Origin of the sequence: Flavobacterium sp. MMLR14_040 (genome assembly GCF_033657265.1) — a bacterium.
Classification (GTDB): domain Bacteria; phylum Bacteroidota; class Bacteroidia; order Flavobacteriales; family Flavobacteriaceae; genus Flavobacterium.
Genome location: NZ_JAWVWO010000002.1, coordinates 1 through 17010, shown reverse-complemented (window position 1 = coordinate 17010; position 17010 = coordinate 1). Strand labels below are relative to the sequence as shown.

16 protein-coding genes are annotated in these 17010 nt (G+C 31.3%); 6 read left to right on the top strand and 10 right to left on the bottom strand.

Annotated elements, in window-relative coordinates; translation table 11 throughout:
- Positions 1-135: 135 nt before the first annotated feature.
- From dnaB to SD960_RS02710, 6 genes are all read left to right on the top strand, one after another.
- A complete protein-coding gene (dnaB, locus tag SD960_RS02735) occupies positions 136-1680 on the top strand; it encodes a replicative DNA helicase (protein WP_042567358.1) in 1545 nt (514 codons plus the stop codon).
- A gap of 196 nt (positions 1681-1876) precedes the next feature.
- Positions 1877-2227: a hypothetical protein gene (locus SD960_RS02730; RefSeq protein WP_318800739.1), complete on the top strand. Its 351-nt coding sequence runs from the start codon at positions 1877-1879 to the stop codon at positions 2225-2227.
- Between the two features lie 183 nt (positions 2228-2410).
- Positions 2411-2878: a hypothetical protein gene (locus SD960_RS02725; protein ID WP_318800737.1), complete on the top strand. Its 468-nt coding sequence runs from the start codon at positions 2411-2413 to the stop codon at positions 2876-2878.
- Between the two features lie 25 nt (positions 2879-2903).
- Positions 2904-3695, top strand: coding sequence for a sensor histidine kinase (locus SD960_RS02720; RefSeq protein WP_318800736.1), 792 nt, complete (start codon positions 2904-2906; stop codon positions 3693-3695).
- Positions 3696-3808: 113 nt separating this feature from the next.
- The gene (locus SD960_RS02715; RefSeq protein ID WP_042567362.1) at positions 3809-4474 is read left to right on the top strand and encodes a response regulator transcription factor; all 666 of its coding nucleotides are present in this window, start codon (positions 3809-3811) and stop codon (positions 4472-4474) included.
- Between the two features lie 342 nt (positions 4475-4816).
- On the top strand, positions 4817-6076 hold the full coding sequence (locus SD960_RS02710; RefSeq protein WP_318800732.1) for an asparagine synthetase B: 1260 nt from the start codon (positions 4817-4819) through the stop codon (positions 6074-6076).
- Here SD960_RS02710 and SD960_RS02705 read toward each other — a convergent pair whose 3' ends face one another.
- The 10 genes from SD960_RS02705 to thrS form a co-directional block, all read right to left on the bottom strand.
- Positions 6077-6880 (bottom strand): endonuclease/exonuclease/phosphatase family protein, encoded by an 804-nt coding sequence (locus SD960_RS02705; RefSeq protein ID WP_318800731.1) that lies wholly within the window; start codon positions 6878-6880, stop codon positions 6077-6079.
- Between the two features lie 422 nt (positions 6881-7302).
- Complete coding sequence (locus tag SD960_RS02700; protein ID WP_318800730.1) at positions 7303-7971, bottom strand: response regulator; 669 nt, start codon at positions 7969-7971, stop codon at positions 7303-7305.
- A 9-nt stretch (positions 7972-7980) separates the two neighbouring features.
- Entirely contained in the window at positions 7981-9753 is a 1773-nt protein-coding gene (locus tag SD960_RS02695) for a sensor histidine kinase (RefSeq protein ID WP_318800728.1), read from the bottom strand.
- Positions 9754-9755: 2 nt separating this feature from the next.
- The gene (locus SD960_RS02690) at positions 9756-11480 is read right to left on the bottom strand and encodes an ATP-binding protein (protein WP_318800727.1); all 1725 of its coding nucleotides are present in this window, start codon (positions 11478-11480) and stop codon (positions 9756-9758) included.
- 168 nt (positions 11481-11648) lie between these two features.
- On the bottom strand, positions 11649-12083 hold the full coding sequence (locus SD960_RS02685) for a carboxymuconolactone decarboxylase family protein (RefSeq protein WP_318800726.1): 435 nt from the start codon (positions 12081-12083) through the stop codon (positions 11649-11651).
- 79 nt (positions 12084-12162) lie between these two features.
- Entirely contained in the window at positions 12163-12735 is a 573-nt protein-coding gene (locus SD960_RS02680; RefSeq protein ID WP_318800725.1) for a Crp/Fnr family transcriptional regulator, read from the bottom strand.
- 144 nt (positions 12736-12879) lie between these two features.
- Positions 12880-13224: a 50S ribosomal protein L20 gene (gene rplT / locus SD960_RS02675; protein WP_017498429.1), complete on the bottom strand. Its 345-nt coding sequence runs from the start codon at positions 13222-13224 to the stop codon at positions 12880-12882.
- Positions 13225-13325: 101 nt separating this feature from the next.
- Positions 13326-13523 (bottom strand): 50S ribosomal protein L35, encoded by a 198-nt coding sequence (gene rpmI, locus SD960_RS02670; RefSeq protein ID WP_007810722.1) that lies wholly within the window; start codon positions 13521-13523, stop codon positions 13326-13328.
- Positions 13524-13615: 92 nt separating this feature from the next.
- On the bottom strand, positions 13616-14167 hold the full coding sequence (infC, locus tag SD960_RS02665; RefSeq protein WP_072974136.1) for a translation initiation factor IF-3: 552 nt from the start codon (positions 14165-14167) through the stop codon (positions 13616-13618).
- A gap of 22 nt (positions 14168-14189) precedes the next feature.
- Positions 14190-16136, bottom strand: a complete 1947-nt coding sequence (gene thrS / locus SD960_RS02660; protein WP_318800702.1) for a threonine--tRNA ligase — start codon at positions 16134-16136, stop codon at positions 14190-14192.
- Positions 16137-17010 lie beyond the last annotated feature (874 nt).

The window sequence follows — 17010 nt, the reverse complement described above, 5'->3', positions numbered from 1 at the left end:
TACAATAATATTTAAAATCCGAAGCCTTACAGTTTCGGATTTTTTTTTGGTTATCAACAAAAAAAACTTATTTATAAACAATTAATAGTTATAACTCGATAGCAATTTTTTTTTAAATTTTGTTACTTTCGCTATATGGAAAATTTCAAGAACATAAACCCTGTAAAGGTAGATAAAACCACCATTATTAATTTAGAAAAAGGAAAGTTACCGCCGCAAGTACTTGAATTAGAGGAGGCTGTGCTTGGTGCAATGATGATTGATAAAAAAGGTGTGGATGATGTAATTGATATTTTGCAACCGGATGCTTTTTATAAAGATGCACACAAATATATTTTTGAAGCGATTGTGCAGCTTTTTACTGAAACGCAGCCAATTGACTTATTAACCGTTTCGGCTCAGCTGAAAAAGAACGGAAAATTAGAAGTTGCAGGAGGAGATTTTTATTTAATTCAGCTTACGCAAAAAATTGCCTCTTCGGCGCATATTGAATTTCACTCACGTATCATACTTCAAAAATTTATTCAGCGAAGTTTGATTCGAATTTCTTCTGAAATTATTGAAGCCTCTTATGATGAAACAGCAGATGTATTTGATTTACTGGATCAGGCCGAATCAAAATTATATGAAGTAACGCAAGGAAATATTAAACGAAGTTCTGAAACAGCGCAAAGTTTAGTTTTACAGGCAAAGAAACGTATTGAAGAAATTGCCGGAAAAGAAGGATTAAGTGGTGTTGAAACCGGTTTTACTAATCTGGATAAACTGACATCGGGATGGCAGCCAAGTGATTTAATTATTATAGCGGCAAGGCCAGCGATGGGAAAAACCGCATTTGTACTTTCGATGGCTAGAAATATTGCTATTGAATTTGGGCATGGAGTGGCATTATTTTCTTTAGAGATGGCTTCGGTGCAATTGATCACAAGGTTGATTTCATCAGAAACAGGACTATCATCCGAGAAATTACGTACCGGTAAATTAGAACCCCATGAATGGGAAATGTTAAGTACAAAAGTAAAAAACTTAGAAAAAGCACCACTGTATATTGACGATACCCCGTCACTTTCTATTTTTGATTTAAGAGCAAAATGCCGTCGTTTGGTTTCACAGCATAATATCAAAATTGTCATTGTTGACTATTTGCAATTGATGACTGCCGGTGGAAATGGTAAAGGAGGAGGGAATCGTGAACAGGAAATTTCTACCATTTCCCGAAACTTAAAAGCTTTGGCAAAAGAGTTAAACGTTCCGGTAATTGCACTTTCGCAGTTATCGCGTGCCGTTGAAACGCGTGGTTCAAGTAAACGTCCGTTGCTATCGGATCTTCGTGAATCCGGAGCGATTGAGCAGGATGCCGATATTGTTTCGTTTTTATATCGACCAGAATATTACAAAATTGACGAATGGGATGATGACGAGGCTTCGCCAACTGCTGGCCAGGCTGAAATAATGATCGCCAAACACCGTAATGGTGGTATCGAAAATGTTCGTTTGAAATTTATTGGACATCTTGGAAAATTTGATAATCTTGATGATTTTTCAGGTAGTTATGACGATTTACCATCAAAGATGAATCATGATGATAATCCATTTATTACTAAAAACCTGCCTTCAGCAAATGAAGCATTCGGAAGTAATCTGAATGATGACGATGATGACAGCGATGTACCGTTTTAAATTTAAAAAATAAAAGGAAAATCTTCAGAAGTTTTAACTGCTCTGAAGATTTTTTTTTGCTAATAATTTAGATTTTTAGTACTCTATTTTGCACAAATAATATTTCTTAGATAAAAATTAATTCGGTAGATTAGCCAAACTATTAACAAACCAATTGATTAAATCTAATATTATTAACTAATTTAAATTGTAAATTATGAGCGAAGAAACCTTTCCTGAACCAATTCAAATTCCATTAGCTACAGCTAAAGAGTGGGAAAAGAGATATCAGGATGACACCACTGTTGAAGACCCGAAAAATAAAGTTAAATCTTATTTGATTCCACGTGAAAGTTTAGAATTTGTATTACAGCTTGAGGCAGATGCCGTTCGTGCGTACATAGGGATTAATGATCAGGGAGAAAAGACATTGCTTTTTGTTGGGGCTAAATTTGATAAGGAAACTGGTCAATATATTGATGTCTACGGACCTCCCGCAAGTCAACAAAACAGATCGGCTGCCGAAGAGATTGTTTATGATGGTGTAAGATCTTGCCCTCCATATTGATTTTTAAATTATATTAAAGTGGATGATTTTTTAATTTATTCAGGTTATTTAATTTTATTATTAAACCTAATATTATATTCATATAGCTTTTTCCGTAAGGGAAAAGCTAATGTTTTTTTTGTTAGTTATTTAGCCTTTGCCTTTTTAATGCAGTTTTCGATGGAGGTAATGTATTTCCTAAGAATGAATAACCAATTTGTTATCAATATGTTTTTTGCTGGCCAAATGATACTATTAGGGTTGTTCTATAATTCATTATTGCAGATAAAAAATCAAAAAATATTTGTCAAAACGACATTAATATTTTCATTATTGATTTTGGGATTCCAATTAGTTTTAGATTCAGGCCAGTTTGTGAAACTTAATTTATTCGAAATTATTTTAACGTCTCTATTGCTGGTTGTTTATGCTTTGATTCACTTTTACAATATGCTTACCGATGATAAAAAATATTATTATGTTAGTTTTGGTTTTGTAATGTATTTATTATCAAGTACGGTTTTGTTTTTGGTTGGAAATCTTTCATCAGGACTTAGTAATGATGTGAAATTTTTAACCTGGATATTGAACGCATTTTTAATTTTGGTTTTGCAATTCTTTATTTTATACGAGTGGATAAAAAGTTTTTCAAGCAAAGCTTCATTAGTTTAATCACACTTTGTAATAAAATTTTGCTATGAATACTAGTACGATTCCAGAAAAAGAACTTGTTGCAGTTATTTTATATATTTCCCTTTTCTTTATAATTGTTGCTATTATATTGATCGTATTTTTCTATTTCTCAAGAAAAAAAATAATTCAGAAAGAACTCGAAAAAAAAGATTTAATATTACAATATCAGAAAGAGCAGCTTCACGCTATTATACTAACGCAGGAAGAAGAACGCAAAAGAATTGCTCAGGACTTACATGATGATATTAGTTCAAAACTAAATATAGTTTCACTGAATAGTCATTTATTAACTTCTCCAAATTTAACAGAAGCTGAAACTATTGAAATCACAGAAAATATAATTGCTTTAACTTCAAAAGCTTTAGAGAATTCCAGAAAAATTGCCCACAATTTATTACCGCCCGTTTTCGAAAAATTTGGATTAAATGCCGGTGTCGAGGAATTATGTGAGGAATTTGAAAGCAGTAAAGCTGTAAAAGTTTATTACAAAAATGAAATTGATTTTGATGAAAATGAAATTGATCGTCATTTACATGTTTTTAGAATTTTACAGGAATTGATGAATAATTCATTAAGACACGGAAAAGCAACCGAAATTTGGATCGCTTTTAAAACAATAGAGAAAATAAATACTTGTCACTATGAAGATAATGGCGTCGGTTTTGATTCTCAAAACATTGAAAATCAAAAAGGACTTGGTATGAAAAATATTGATAGCAGAATTTCTGTTTTGAATGGAACAATTAAAATAAATTCTGAAATTAACCATGGTATTGCGGTAATGTTTACTTTTTAAAGCTCTTTTAAGATTAATAGTTGTATTTGATCAATAAAATAAATTGCTTTTTCCCATTTTCTAAAGCATATTTTGTAATTTCGAAATTCCAAAGAACCAAATACATAAATAAAATGAGCAGCATTGTAAAAATTGCTTTAGTCGATGACGAAGTTTTATTTCGGAAGGGAATCGCTTTTTTATTGCAAAAGGAAGATAATTTTGAAATTATTTTTGAGGCTTCAAACGGAGAAGAGCTTATTTCCAAATTAAATAGCAGCGAATCAAAGCCCGATATTATAATAATGGATTTGAAAATGCCTGTTTTAAATGGAGTTGAGGCCACAAAAATTATTCGCAAATCTTATCCGGATATCAAAATAATAGCGCTAACCAGTTATGACACAAAATCATTTGTTGCAAATATGATTCAGGTTGGTGCTGTTGCTTATTTAATAAAAAATACAACCCCCAAAGATTTAATTCATACTGTTAATGAAGTAGCAAAAAAAGGGTTTTATTACAGCCAAATAGTTTTAAAAACAATTCAAGAAACTATTGTTTCATCTAAAAACTCAAAGGGAAATTTAGAAACTGGTTTCCTTTCACCTCGTGAGATAGAAATTCTTCAACTTATCTGTCTGCAAAAAACAACCACAGAAATAGCAGATCATCTTTTTTTAAGTCCGAGAACTGTTGAAGGGCACCGCAATAATCTGCTGCTTAAAACTGAATCCAGAAATATTGCAGGATTGGTTGTTTATGCGATTCAAAACGAAATAGCAGTCTTAACAATATAAAATTTAGCTGGTTAAAAATTGAATTGACAATACATAATAAATAATTATTATCATTATTAGGGCGCAAATACCTATTTTCTGTAATATGCTTAATCCTTTCGGTTGGTTTTTACTGCCATTAATTTTCATTGTTAAATTTTTCACTGATTCATTAATTGATTATTTCGATAAACAAATTTAAATAGAAACTATATTTTCATAATAGGTGTTTATACCTGATTTTGCATCATAAATTTTTAGTTTCAAAATTATTTTAACTTCATAATTGTGTAGTGTCGTAAATTACCCTAAGCTATTGTGTTTTTTAATTCTTCCTTTATATCTTTACTAAAATAATTTATAATGCATAAAAGTTTAGTTTACATATTTATATTTCTTTTTTCGTTGACCGCTAAAGCTTCATTTCTTCTACTTCCAATGGATGAAACAACACAGCAAAATCATCTTAAAGCATATGGAATTACATATTGGTGTTTAAGTAAAGATTACAAAGCCAGCTGGTTGCTAAATTATAGAGGTGGTTCTTTCTTGCTTCCTGATGTTGCAGAAATCCGAAAAGAATGTCAAATTCGCGGAGTAAGCTTTGAAGTGCTTTCAGATAGTGAAGAAGCTTCGATTTTAAGTGAAATCTCCAGCCCTTCTCAAAATATGGAATCTGTGATTCTTGAAAAAGCACCAAAAATTGCCGTTTATACTCCAAAAGGTAAACAACCCTGGGATGATGCGGTGACATTGGTTTTAACATACGCCGAAATACCATTTACACCAATTTATGATGAGGAAGTTTTAAGTGATCAATTACTATTATATGATTGGCTTCACCTGCATCATGAAGATTTCACAGGACAATATGGAAAATTTTATGCTGCATACAAAAATACACCTTGGTATATTGATCAAAAAAAGGACGCAGAAGCTCTGGCGGCAAAATTAGGATATTCAAAAGTATCTCAGGAAAAAGGAGCAGTAGCAAAAAAAATAAGAGATTTTGTTATTGGCGGTGGGTTTATGTTTGCAATGTGTTCTGCAACAGATAGTTTTGATATTGCGCTAGCTGCTGATGGTGTAGATATTTGCGAAGCAATGTTTGACGGGGATGCAAGTGAACCATATTATCAATCGAAATTGAATTTTGGAAATTCGTTTGCTTTTAAAAATTTCACATTAGAGAGACGTCCTGAGCAATATGAGTTTTCAGATATTGATATGACTTTAAAACGCAGAATTCCAATGGAAAAAGATTATTTTTCTTTGATGGAATTTTCAGCAAAATGGGATCCGATTCCAAGTATGTTGTGCCAAAATCATACGCAATTAGTTAAAGGATTTATGGGGCAAACTACTTCTTTTGATTCTGCTTTAGTAAAATCCAATGTTTTAGTAATGGGTACCTGCGAATTAAATGGTGAGGCAAGATACATTCATGGAGAAAAAGGAAAAGGAATGTTTACTTTTTTTGGAGGCCATGATCCCGAAGATTTTCAACATCAGGTTGGTGATCCGCCAACGGTATTAGATTTACATCCTAATTCACCAGGTTATAGACTAATACTTAATAATGTATTATTTCCTGCAGCCAGAAAGAAAAAGTTGAAAACGTAATTACTTTAAGGAAAATTCAAACCAAATCGGAATATGATCGGATATTTTTCGGGCTTCTTGTAAGGAATCAAATGTTTTGTAAAATAGAATTATGCCAGAGTTAATATATTTTAAATTATTTTTCTTGTAAAAAATATTATCAAACTCAGATGCCAGACAGATATTATCTTTACATTCTTGTTTTAATGTTGTCTTTTGTTTTTCTAAAATAGGAGAGAACCCCATTTTTTTCAATGGATTAAAAACAGTATGTGATTCCGGACAATTAAAATCCCCGATAAAAACTAATTTTAGGTTTGGGTATTGTTGCGGTAGAAATTTAAAATACTTGATTTCTTTTTCAGGCTGTTTCTTTTTAGTAATAGCATGAAAATTAACTAAGGTAAGCGTTTTTTTGTCGATTATAAAGGTGGCAAAATAAGGTTCGCGATCAATTTCTAAATGATATTTTTTTTCCAGCCAGGTATTGCCTTTAAGTTTAGCTTTTGATGTTTTCCAGATATAGGCATATCTTTCTTTTTTGTAACTGTCACCACTTGTAGGATTACTAATGCTATAGTCCCATTTTATTCCTTTTTCGTTCAGGATTTCTGCCAGTTTTGCCACCGCCTGAGCCCCTCCATAGCCTGCTACAACTTCCTGAATGGCAATAATATCGTAGTTACGAATAGTATTCGCTATAAGGTTTAACTCAGAATCTGTTTTTGATTTTCCAAAGTTTTCTAAATTCCAGGAAAGAATTTTGACCTGCGAAAATGAATGAAGTGTAAAGAATAAAATTAAAAGGCTTAGACTGTTTTTCATGTAATGTTTAAAATATCAAATATAAACCATTTCCAGATTTAAGAATGAATCTGGTATTTTTAATTTTTTTGATACTTTAACGCAGCAAGCTAATGTTTTTTATATCTATTCTTTAAAGCAGTTGATATAATTATTATTTGTAAAACTAAAAGTGCTGGTATGAAGATCATTTTCCAGTTAATTTCTAACCATCCTGTTTTTTCTGACACTAAAGCAAAGCTTATAGATAGAAATAGACAGAGTAACATTGTTTTCATTATAATTTTATTTTTTGTTGTATAAAATTTGGAAATAAATTTCCGGTACTGCATCTCTTCTGAATCGATATTAAAATGTGGTTTCATTTTGTAGGTTAATAGATTTAAAACAAACTTAAATCTATAAATAACAATTTCCTTACGGGAAACCGTAAAACCATATAATTAAACAAGACCAAAGTCTTTTGCGATTGCAATTAAATGGACATTATTGTTAGCCTTAAAGTAAATTTTCAATTTATTAATTCGTTTTTCCAGACTACTGGTTCCATTTGGAGCTATTGAACTCGCTTTAAATTCGCTGGAAATATTTTCTAATGTAAGGCCCTGAGCTAATAATTTTAAAATAGAAATATCATAACTTTCTATTTCGATCAAAGTTTTATCATTGAAACTAAAAGATAAATCCGATGAAAGGATTTTTTCTTCGTTTTTAAATGTCCTTTCGATTGCTTTCTTTAATTCGTTTATGCTGTTTCTTCCTTTTGAAACGTATGCATTAATTTTAAAATCATTAAAAAGTGATTTTATTCGGTATGATTTATCTTCAATCGAGAATACAATTTTTTTAAGTTTAGGCTGAACAGCATTAATAGCTCCTACTAAATCTTCTCCACAAGTTAAATTTACTTTACGATGATCTGATTTAAAAGACAAATCAGTAATTAATAAATCATATGGTTCATTATCATTTAAGGCTTTTTTAATTTTCAAAATTCCATCATCGCAATATTTTACATGATCAATTACAGGAACTTTTAGTTCTTCAAGTACTTGAATAACAGCTATACTAATACTATCTAGATCTTCGGCAACTAAAACTTTTTTGTACATATTGATTGTTTATAAAGGAAACGAGAAACTTAATTTAAAACCTTTTGTAGGATTATTGTCAAAAGTAATGGTTCCATTTATAGTTTTAATACGGTTTTCCACATTTTGGAGGCCATTTTTAAAAATTAAGTCGTTGTCACTTATTCCTATACCATTATCCGTATATATTATTGTTAAATTATTTGAACTTATTTTAAAAATTGCACTTACTAAAGTGGCATTGCTGTGTTTTTTCATGTTCAAAAACAACTCCTGTAAAACCCGGTATAGTGTAATCTTTTTGTTTTTATCAATTTGATTCCAGTCAATAGCATCTAATCCATTCAATAAAATGTTTACATGTGGAGTTTTAAATTCAGAAATCATTTCCTTTAAAGCAATTTCATAGAATTCGTTTGTTGCTATTGTACTATTCTCTTTAGAAATTTTTCTAGTTTTTGAATACAGAATGTCTAGATTATTTATAAAATGTTCCTTATTTTCCCGATGTTCCAGATCTTTTCTTTGCGCAAAAGAAAGGGTTTCATAAACATCGTTAGCTAATTCATCATGTAGTTTTTTAGAAATTCGCATTTCACTTTTTAAGATTTCGTTATTTTTTTCTTTTCGTCCCTTTGAAGTCAAATAAAAATAAAGTAATAAACTTAATCCTGTCGTAAATAATATAATGATATAAGAAACTAAATTTCGTTTTTTTTGCCTTTCTAGCTGCAATTCGTTCTGTGCTTTTTGACTTTTAAGCTGTAAATTTTCGAATCTATCTTGCTTGGAATCATATTTAATTCTTGCAAATTGATTTTTTGCTTTTAGAGTGGCCTCATTTGCGCTATCAACAAGCGCTATGAAAATTTGAGTATATTTTTTCAAATCATTTCCTTCACTGCTTCTGATAATCAAATCTAGGCTTTGAATTTTGTTTTTTGTGTTTTTTAGTCGTGTTGCGAGATTATATGCTTTTTGGCCATAATATTTTGCTATTGAAGGATTTGGTTTTTGATAGTATTCCGAAAGATGTTTGTAGTTGTAAGTCAGTTGGTTGTAGTTTTTTAATTCCAGATTGATGGCAAGACTTTTTTGAAAATATTCTAAAGATTCGGGTTTGCCCTGTTCAATGTAACATATGCCTAAATTGTCTAGAATTCTGGCGTATTCAGTTGCATTTATTTCTTTGACCTCTGTATACTCAGGTCTGATTTTTAATAGAGAAAGTAATATTTTTTCTGACAGTTTGTACTTTTTTTGTTTAATAAAATTTAAACACATACCATTCAAAACGACTATCTTTCTATAGGTACTGGTTTTTAAATGCAAGGCTTTTCTCTGATAGAAAAGAGAATTATTATAATCGTACGTATAGTAATAATTATCTGCAAAGTGCCCATATATATTTGCTGCAAACCTTGGTTTTTTTATTTTTTTTAAATAGGGAAGAGTTTTGGTTAGTAATAACTCACTTGCTATAAAATCTCCTTGTTCAGACTCAATACTGGCCATACAAGTTATAGCGTATACGTAATCAATGTAATCAACTTTTGTATCACAAAGCGATTGTGCCTTATTATAATAATAATAAGAGCTGTCTTCTATATAATTATCGAAAAAGAAATCAGCTTTAGCAAGAATTTTTCTTATCTCTGTTTTGTTACTTTTTCTATTGGTCAGTTTTTCACTTTTTAAAGGTTTTAATAAATAGAAAACACCTACTATTAGAAATAATATCAGAATGGCGAGGAGATTTTTTAAAACCCTTTTCCTTTGAAAAAGAATATAAAGTTTTTTCATTGCTATATTGGAAATTTAAAAAAAACTTTAAAACCTTTTTGAGGTGCAGAATCAATGTCAATTTGCCCTTTAATATTTAAAACTCTTTGTTCAACATTGTGTAATCCGTTATTAAAAGTGATGTCATCAATGTTTACGCCTTTTCCATTGTCTGTATAATTAATAAAGATATTTTTATCTACAGTTTTAAATGTAATACCAACCAATGTTGCATTACTATGTTTTTTCATGTTCACAAGTAATTCCTGCAAAACTCTGTAAACAGCTATTTTTTTATTTCTTTCAATATCATCCCAGGAAATAATATCTAAGCCATTAATAAGGAGATTTGTATTGGTGGTGTCAAATCCCGAGATCATTTCTTTTAAATAAAAAACGTAGTTTTCGTTTGTTATAACAGGACTATTTTCTTTAGAAATATCTCTTGTCCTTAAATAAATAGCGTCTAAATGATTTAGTAATTGTTCCTTATTTTCAGCAATAGAAAGATTTTTATTTTCTGCAAAAGCCATAGTGTGATAAATATCGTTGGCTAATTCATCGTGTAATTTCTTGGAAATACGTGTCTCACTTTGATATGTTGCTTCAATTTTATCTTTTGTTGCTCTGGCAGTCATGTAAAAATAAAGTATTAAAATTAAAAACAAACTAAATGCAATGATGATGTATGAAACAATATTTCGATTTTTTTGTCTCTCTAATTGTAATTCGTTTTCTGTTTTATTGGCTTTTAATTCTAAATTTTCAACTTTTTCTTTTTTGGAATCATATTTAATTCTTGCAAACTCATTTTTTGCTTTTTGTCTTACTGTAGAAATACTATCAACCAATTCAATGTATGTAATTGAATTTTTCTTCAGTTCGCTACCATTACTGCTTTTGATTATTAATTCTAAAGAGTTTAACCGGTCATCTATACAATTTGCTTCGGTGTATTTTTCATAAGCTAGTTTTGCATATTTTTTTGATAATTCAGGATTGCTATTTTTGTAAAATTCTGCCAAATGCTTATAACTCATTCCTAAACCTAAAGCATCTTTTTGTTTTAATCTAATTTGTAGCGCCTGATTCAGAAAATCTATTGCAATTGGATTACCGTCTAGAGTGTAGCAAGATCCTAGATTGTCAAGAACTTTAGAAAACAGTAAAGGATTATTTTTAATCTCTTGCTCATTAAGGATAGTTTTGAATATTTGAATAGCTTGTTTATATTTTTTTTGTTCGCGATATACTAAAGCAATATTGTTTTTCATTGCTATTTTTCGCTTTTTATCAGTTTTTAATTGATAAGCCTTTTGGTAGTAAAGAATTGAACTTTCAAAATTATAAGTAGAAAAATAATTAATTCCAAGTATACGATATATAGTCCATGTATAATCTAGGTTGTTTGCTTTATTTATATATGGAATTGCTTCTGTTGCAGTTGTTTCACTGCCAATGTAATCGCCATTGTTTTGTTGTATTTCAGACATCTTTAAAAGCGAAAATGCAATTTTTCCTATATCAGTTTTTTGGTTTGCATTTAGTTTCGCTTGATTATAGTAATAAAAAGCGTTGCTAAACTTTTCTTCTTTATCAAATTGATCTGCTTTATGAATTAAGTGATCAATTTGTTTTTTTGATTCTTTTGGTTTATTGTTTTCGTTACTGTTTTTTTGACAAGAGAAAATAATGACAATTAAGGCAAACAATATATAGAGATAGAATTGTATTCTTTGTGGTATCATGCGCCAAAAATATAGAATTCTAAGTGTTGAAAACACGTATAAATACCTGTTTTTAAAAAATTTTCAAAATTAAGAAATTGAGATTCTCATTTAGAGGCATATACAAAAAGCCTTCACGCAGGAAGGCTTGTAGTTGATCTAAATGTTGTAAAAATTATCTTTATAAAATTATACCGCTCTCAGTCCTGTACTAATTCCTATTCGATTCCATGCGTTAATGGTAATAATCATCATAATAATTTCTGCGAGGTATTTTTCATCAAATAAATTAGCGGCATTTTGATATACTTCGTCAGAAACATGGTTGGTAATTAGTGTAATTTCTTCTGTTAAAGCTAAAATTGCCTTTTCTTCCTGAGAGTAAACATCAGCTTCACGCCAGGCACTTAATAAATAGATACGTTGCTCAGATACACCATATTTTCTTGCATCAGCTGTATGCATATTAATACAATAAGCACAGCCATTTATTTGAGAAGCGCGGATCTTAATTAATTCTTTATGTACAGATGTTAATGAAGTAGTAGAAATGTATTTCTCTAAATTCATCATGGCTTGATAAGCTTGTGGGGCAACTGTTGGGATAATAATTCTTGATGTCATTTTGTGTGTTTTTAAAGTTTGATACAAAGTTGAGGGATATCGAACTTTAAAAACTTGAACTACTTCAAGAAATGAAGAATCAGATCTTGCCAGCTCTTATTTTACTCATAAATTCTGCAGAGAAATCTAAATAAGAAGCAATCATATATTGAGGAACACGTTGTACAAATTCTGGAAAGTGATTATTAAAATGATGGTAGCGTTCTTCAGCAGACATAGTGAATAAGAATTTAATCCGCATTTGCATGGCTCCAAAAGATTTTTGAGATACAATTCTAAAATAACGTTCTAGTTTCGGAATTTGAATTAGAAGTGCTTCTAATATTGGTTTCTCAATAGCAATAACTTCTGAGTTCTCCACAGCCTGAATATAGAAATGAGAAGGAGTATGATTATAATAACTTAGTAAATCAGTAATCCACCAATTCTCAATGCCAAATTGAAGTGTTTGTTCGCTCCCCTTGGTATTTATGATATATTGTCTCATACAGCCTTTAACAACAAAATACATGGTAGTGCAAACCTGTCCTTCTTTTAAAAGATGTTCTTTCTTTTTTATATTAGAAAGCTGTAGACATGATTCTACTATATCGATCTCCGAAGGTTCTAAAGTGATGAATTTTTCGATATGTCGAAAAAGTGCGTCGTGCATTTGTTTTTTGATTTAATACAAATGTACTTTTAAAATTAATTTCTAAAGATGTATTCCTTTGACTATTTTAAAGCAAAAAGCCACTCGCAATGCGAATGGCTTTTCTATGATAAGTAAGTAATCTAAATTGAGTTTATAAAACGTTTATTTTACTTTATTAAGTATTGCTTTGAAAGCTTCTGGGTGGTTCATAGCTAAATCTGCAAGAACTTTACGGTTCAATTCGATTCCGTTAGCTTTAACTTTTCCCATGAATTGAGAATAAGACATTCCCTCTAATCTAGCTCCAGCGTTGATACGTTGAATCCATAAAGCACGGAAATTTCTTTTATTCTGTTTTCTGTCACGGTAAGCGTAGCTCATCGCTTTCTCTACCGCATTCTTAGCAACTGTCCAAACGTTTTTACGTCTACCAAAGAAACCTTTGGCTTGCTTCATTATTTTTTTTCTTCTTGCTCTTTTAGCAACTGAATTTACCGATCTTGGCATAATTTTAATGTGTTTTTGTAGCAGGCGTCCTGAATTGAATCAAAGGAACTTAAAAGCCATACTCCAAGGTTATTTAAATAATTTTTTAACCTAAAGAATTATTAGATAATTCTTAATTGTTGTTTGATGCTTTTCATATCTGTAGAGTGAACTAACGCTGAGTGTGTCAAAGCTAATTTACGTTTTTTAGATTTTTTGGTCAAGATGTGACTTTTAAAAGCATGCTTTCTTTTAATTTTTCCAGAACCAGTAACTTTAAAACGTTTCTTGGCGCTAGATTTTGTTTTCATTTTAGGCATTTTTCCTAGTGTTTTAATTTATTCTTACTTACTTATTTTATTTCAGATTAGCAGTTCCAAATTCAAGACTGAATACTGAAACTGCAAACTGATTATTTTTTCTTTTTCGGAGCAATGAACATAATCATTCTCTTACCTTCTAAAACAGGCATAGCTTCTACTTTACCATGCTCTTCTAAATCTGTAGCCAAACGCAATAATAAAATCTGTCCTTGATCTTTATAGATAATAGAACGTCCTTTAAAGAAAACGAATGCTTTTAATTTGGCACCTTCTTTAAGGAACTTCTCAGCATTTTTTCTTTTAAACTCATAATCATGCTCATCAGTCTGAGGACCAAAACGAATTTCTTTTACTACAACTTGCGTAGATTTAGCTTTTAATACCTTATCACGTTTCTTTTGTTCGTAAACAAATTTCTTGTAATCCATGATTTTACAAACCGGCGGCTCGGCGTTTGGCGAAATTTCAACCAAATCCAATTCGAATTGATCTGCTAAACGTAAAGCTTCTGCAAGCTTAAATACACCTGGTTCGATGTTCTCGCCTACTAGTCTTACTTCTTGTACACCACGAATATTATTATTTATTCTGTGTGCATCCTTTTTTTCTACTCGAGGTTGGTAACCTCTGTTGCTTCTTATTGCTATGACTTTATAATTTAAGTTAAACTGTAAAAACTTTTAATGTCTTTTTTATTTCTTCGTTTACAATAGCGACAAATTCATCAATTGTAACTGTAATATTCCCTTTTCCTTCTTGACCATGACGACGAATTGAAATAGTTCCGTTTTTCTCTTCTTCCTCACCAACAATCAGCATAAATGGTATTTTTTGCATTTCTGCATCTCTAATTTTCTTGCCAATTGTCTCATTTCTGTTGTCAATTAGGGCGCGAATTTCGTGATTTTCTAGCAAATCTAAAACTTTTTTAGCATAAATTTCGTATTTCTCACTCAAAGACAAGATTATAGCCTGTTCCGGCATAAGCCAAAGTGGGAAATTTCCTGCAGTATGTTCCAGTAAAATTGCGATAAATCGTTCCATAGAACCAAAAGGAGCTCTGTGAATCATAACTGGGCGATGTAATTCATTATCAGCACCTTTATATGTCAATTCAAAACGCTCAGGCAAGTTGTAATCAACTTGAATAGTTCCTAATTGCCATTGTCTTCCTAAAGCATCTTTTACCATAAAGTCAAGCTTCGGACCATAAAAAGCAGCCTCGCCATATTCTACAACAGTATTTAGTCCTTTATCAGCAGCAGCGTTGATAATAGCATTTTCAGCTTTCTCCCAGTTTTCATCAGAACCAATGTATTTCTCTCTGTTTTCCTGATCTCTTAGCGAAATTTGAGCAGTAAAGTTTTCAAAACCTAACGAACCGAATACATAAAGTACAAGATCAATTACTTTTTTGAACTCTTCATCTAATTGTTCCGGAGTACAAAAAATATGTGCATCATCCTGAGTAAACCCTCTTACACGAGTTAAACCATGCAATTCACCAGATTGCTCATATCTGTATACAGTACCAAATTCAGCATAACGCTTTGGTAAATCTTTATATGACCAAGGTCTTACATTATAAATCTCGCAATGGTGAGGACAGTTCATTGGTTTCAATAAAAATTCTTCACCTTCAGCAGGAGTATTGATGGGCTGAAAACTATCGGCACCATATTTAGCATAGTGACCAGAAGTTACATAAAGTTCTTTCTGTCCAATGTGTGGAGTAACTACTTGCTCGTATCCGGCTTTCTTTTGAGCTTTCTTTAAAAACTGCTCTAAACGATCTCTAAGTGCAGCACCTTTTGGTAGCCATAAAGGTAAACCTTGTCCAACTTTTTGAGAAAAAGCAAACAATTCAAGTTCCTTACCTAATTTACGGTGATCACGACGTTTTGCTTCTTCAAGAAGTTCAAGATATTCAGTTAAGTCTTTTTGTTTAGGAAAAGAAGTTCCATAAACGCGTGTTAACTGTTTGTTTTTCTCGTCACCTCTCCAGTAAGCACCGGCAACGCTCATGATTTTAAAAGCTTTGATAATTCCGGTATTCGGAATATGTCCACCTCTACACAAATCAGTAAAAGTAGCATGATCACAAAAAGTAATAGTTCCGTCTTCAAGATTCGAAATCAATTCAGTCTTGTAAACGTTGTCTTTATATAACTCTAAAGCATCAGCTTTACTAACCGGACGCATTTTGAACTCATGTTTACCTCTTGAAATTTCAAGAACACGATCTTCGATCTTTTTAAAGTCTGCATCAGTAATCTTTTGGTCTTCAAAATCTACATCATAATAGAAACCGTTAGAAATTGCAGGTCCAAGAGTTAGTTTAATTCCGGGATACAATTCCTCAAGCGCTTGTGCCATTACGTGCGAAGTCGAATGCCAGAAAGCTTTTTTACCTTCCGCATCATTCCAGGTATATAAAATAAGACTACCGTCGGTCGTCAATGGAGTTTCGGTTTCAATTGTTGTACCATTAAAAGATGCAGAAATTACATTTCTGGCAAATCCTTCACTAATGCTTTTAGCAACCTCCATCGGAGTTATGCCTGAAGCAAACTCTCTAATTGACCCATCGGGTAAAGTAATCTTAATCATTGTTTATAATTTTGTGAATGCAAATATAACGCATTACAAAAATACATACAATACATATATTCATCTTTATACTATTAATATATAAGTATGAAAATTTGTTCTCAAATATCAGTAAGTTTTTATACATGTATAAGGTGTATTCGTACATGCTATATAAAATAGTAGATTTCAATATCACTCGACAGTTTCCGAAATCTGCCGGGTTTGTTTTTATACATATATAATAAGTATGATTTATGCCCTGCTGAACGAAGTCGAAGCATTTTTCAATCTGGGATTTAAAAAATTGGAATTTAGTTTTTAGAAGGAGCTATTTCCCGCTATCCGTTCCAATCTTTTGCTTTTTAAAGAAAAAAGCAAAAGGATTTCCACTTCTATCGGGGCTAGGGCAGCAGTTTTCAGAAGAAAATCTGAGGTTAAGAGTAAAGCGGGCATCTTTTCGCGAACAAAACCAGTCCAAAATACAGTTTTGAGACTTTTTCAGCCCAAAGAACCCATAAAAAAAGCAAACCATAAAACCTTGGTGCCTTAGTGCCTTTGCGGCAAAAACAAGCAAAACAAGGCAAAACACACCAAAACTCCCACACAGCGAAAAAAACTTTGCATTTTAAAAACCGCAAAACCAGCGATTTATAAAAAAGATTGAAATTATATAAAAAAAAGGCTTGTAAATGTAAATAAAGGTGCTACTTTTGCACCCGCAACAGCGATAGACGTTCACTGAAATACTGACAAGCAAACGAATTTTGGAAGGAAAAATTTTTTCAAAAAAAGATTCAAAAAAGCTTGTGAGATTTAAAAACAGAAGTTACATTTGCACCCCGCAAAACACGGAAAGTTCATTGACAGATTGGTAAATAAGAAGTGGAAAAGG

Excerpts from the sequence above, each read along its gene's own strand:
- SD960_RS02715 (WP_042567362.1), top strand. The coding sequence starts at position 3,809 with ATGAGCAGCATTGTAAAAATTGCTTTAGTCGATGACGAAGTTTTATTT.
- SD960_RS02690 (WP_318800727.1), bottom strand. The coding sequence starts at position 11,480 with ATGATACCACAAAGAATACAATTCTATCTCTATATATTGTTTGCCTTA.
- SD960_RS02680 (WP_318800725.1), bottom strand. The coding sequence starts at position 12,735 with ATGCACGACGCACTTTTTCGACATATCGAAAAATTCATCACTTTAGAA.
- SD960_RS02725 (WP_318800737.1), top strand. The coding sequence starts at position 2,411 with ATGAATAACCAATTTGTTATCAATATGTTTTTTGCTGGCCAAATGATA.
- SD960_RS02710 (WP_318800732.1), top strand. The coding sequence starts at position 4,817 with ATGCATAAAAGTTTAGTTTACATATTTATATTTCTTTTTTCGTTGACC.
- SD960_RS02720 (WP_318800736.1), top strand. The coding sequence starts at position 2,904 with ATGAATACTAGTACGATTCCAGAAAAAGAACTTGTTGCAGTTATTTTA.
- SD960_RS02700 (WP_318800730.1), bottom strand. The coding sequence starts at position 7,971 with ATGTACAAAAAAGTTTTAGTTGCCGAAGATCTAGATAGTATTAGTATA.
- rplT (WP_017498429.1), bottom strand. The coding sequence starts at position 13,224 with ATGCCAAGATCGGTAAATTCAGTTGCTAAAAGAGCAAGAAGAAAAAAA.
- SD960_RS02695 (WP_318800728.1), bottom strand. The coding sequence starts at position 9,753 with ATGAAAAAACTTTATATTCTTTTTCAAAGGAAAAGGGTTTTAAAAAAT.
- SD960_RS02705 (WP_318800731.1), bottom strand. The coding sequence starts at position 6,880 with ATGAAAAACAGTCTAAGCCTTTTAATTTTATTCTTTACACTTCATTCA.
- dnaB (WP_042567358.1), top strand. The coding sequence starts at position 136 with ATGGAAAATTTCAAGAACATAAACCCTGTAAAGGTAGATAAAACCACC.
- thrS (WP_318800702.1), bottom strand. The coding sequence starts at position 16,136 with ATGATTAAGATTACTTTACCCGATGGGTCAATTAGAGAGTTTGCTTCA.
- SD960_RS02730 (WP_318800739.1), top strand. The coding sequence starts at position 1,877 with ATGAGCGAAGAAACCTTTCCTGAACCAATTCAAATTCCATTAGCTACA.
- SD960_RS02685 (WP_318800726.1), bottom strand. The coding sequence starts at position 12,083 with ATGACATCAAGAATTATTATCCCAACAGTTGCCCCACAAGCTTATCAA.
- rpmI (WP_007810722.1), bottom strand. The coding sequence starts at position 13,523 with ATGCCTAAAATGAAAACAAAATCTAGCGCCAAGAAACGTTTTAAAGTT.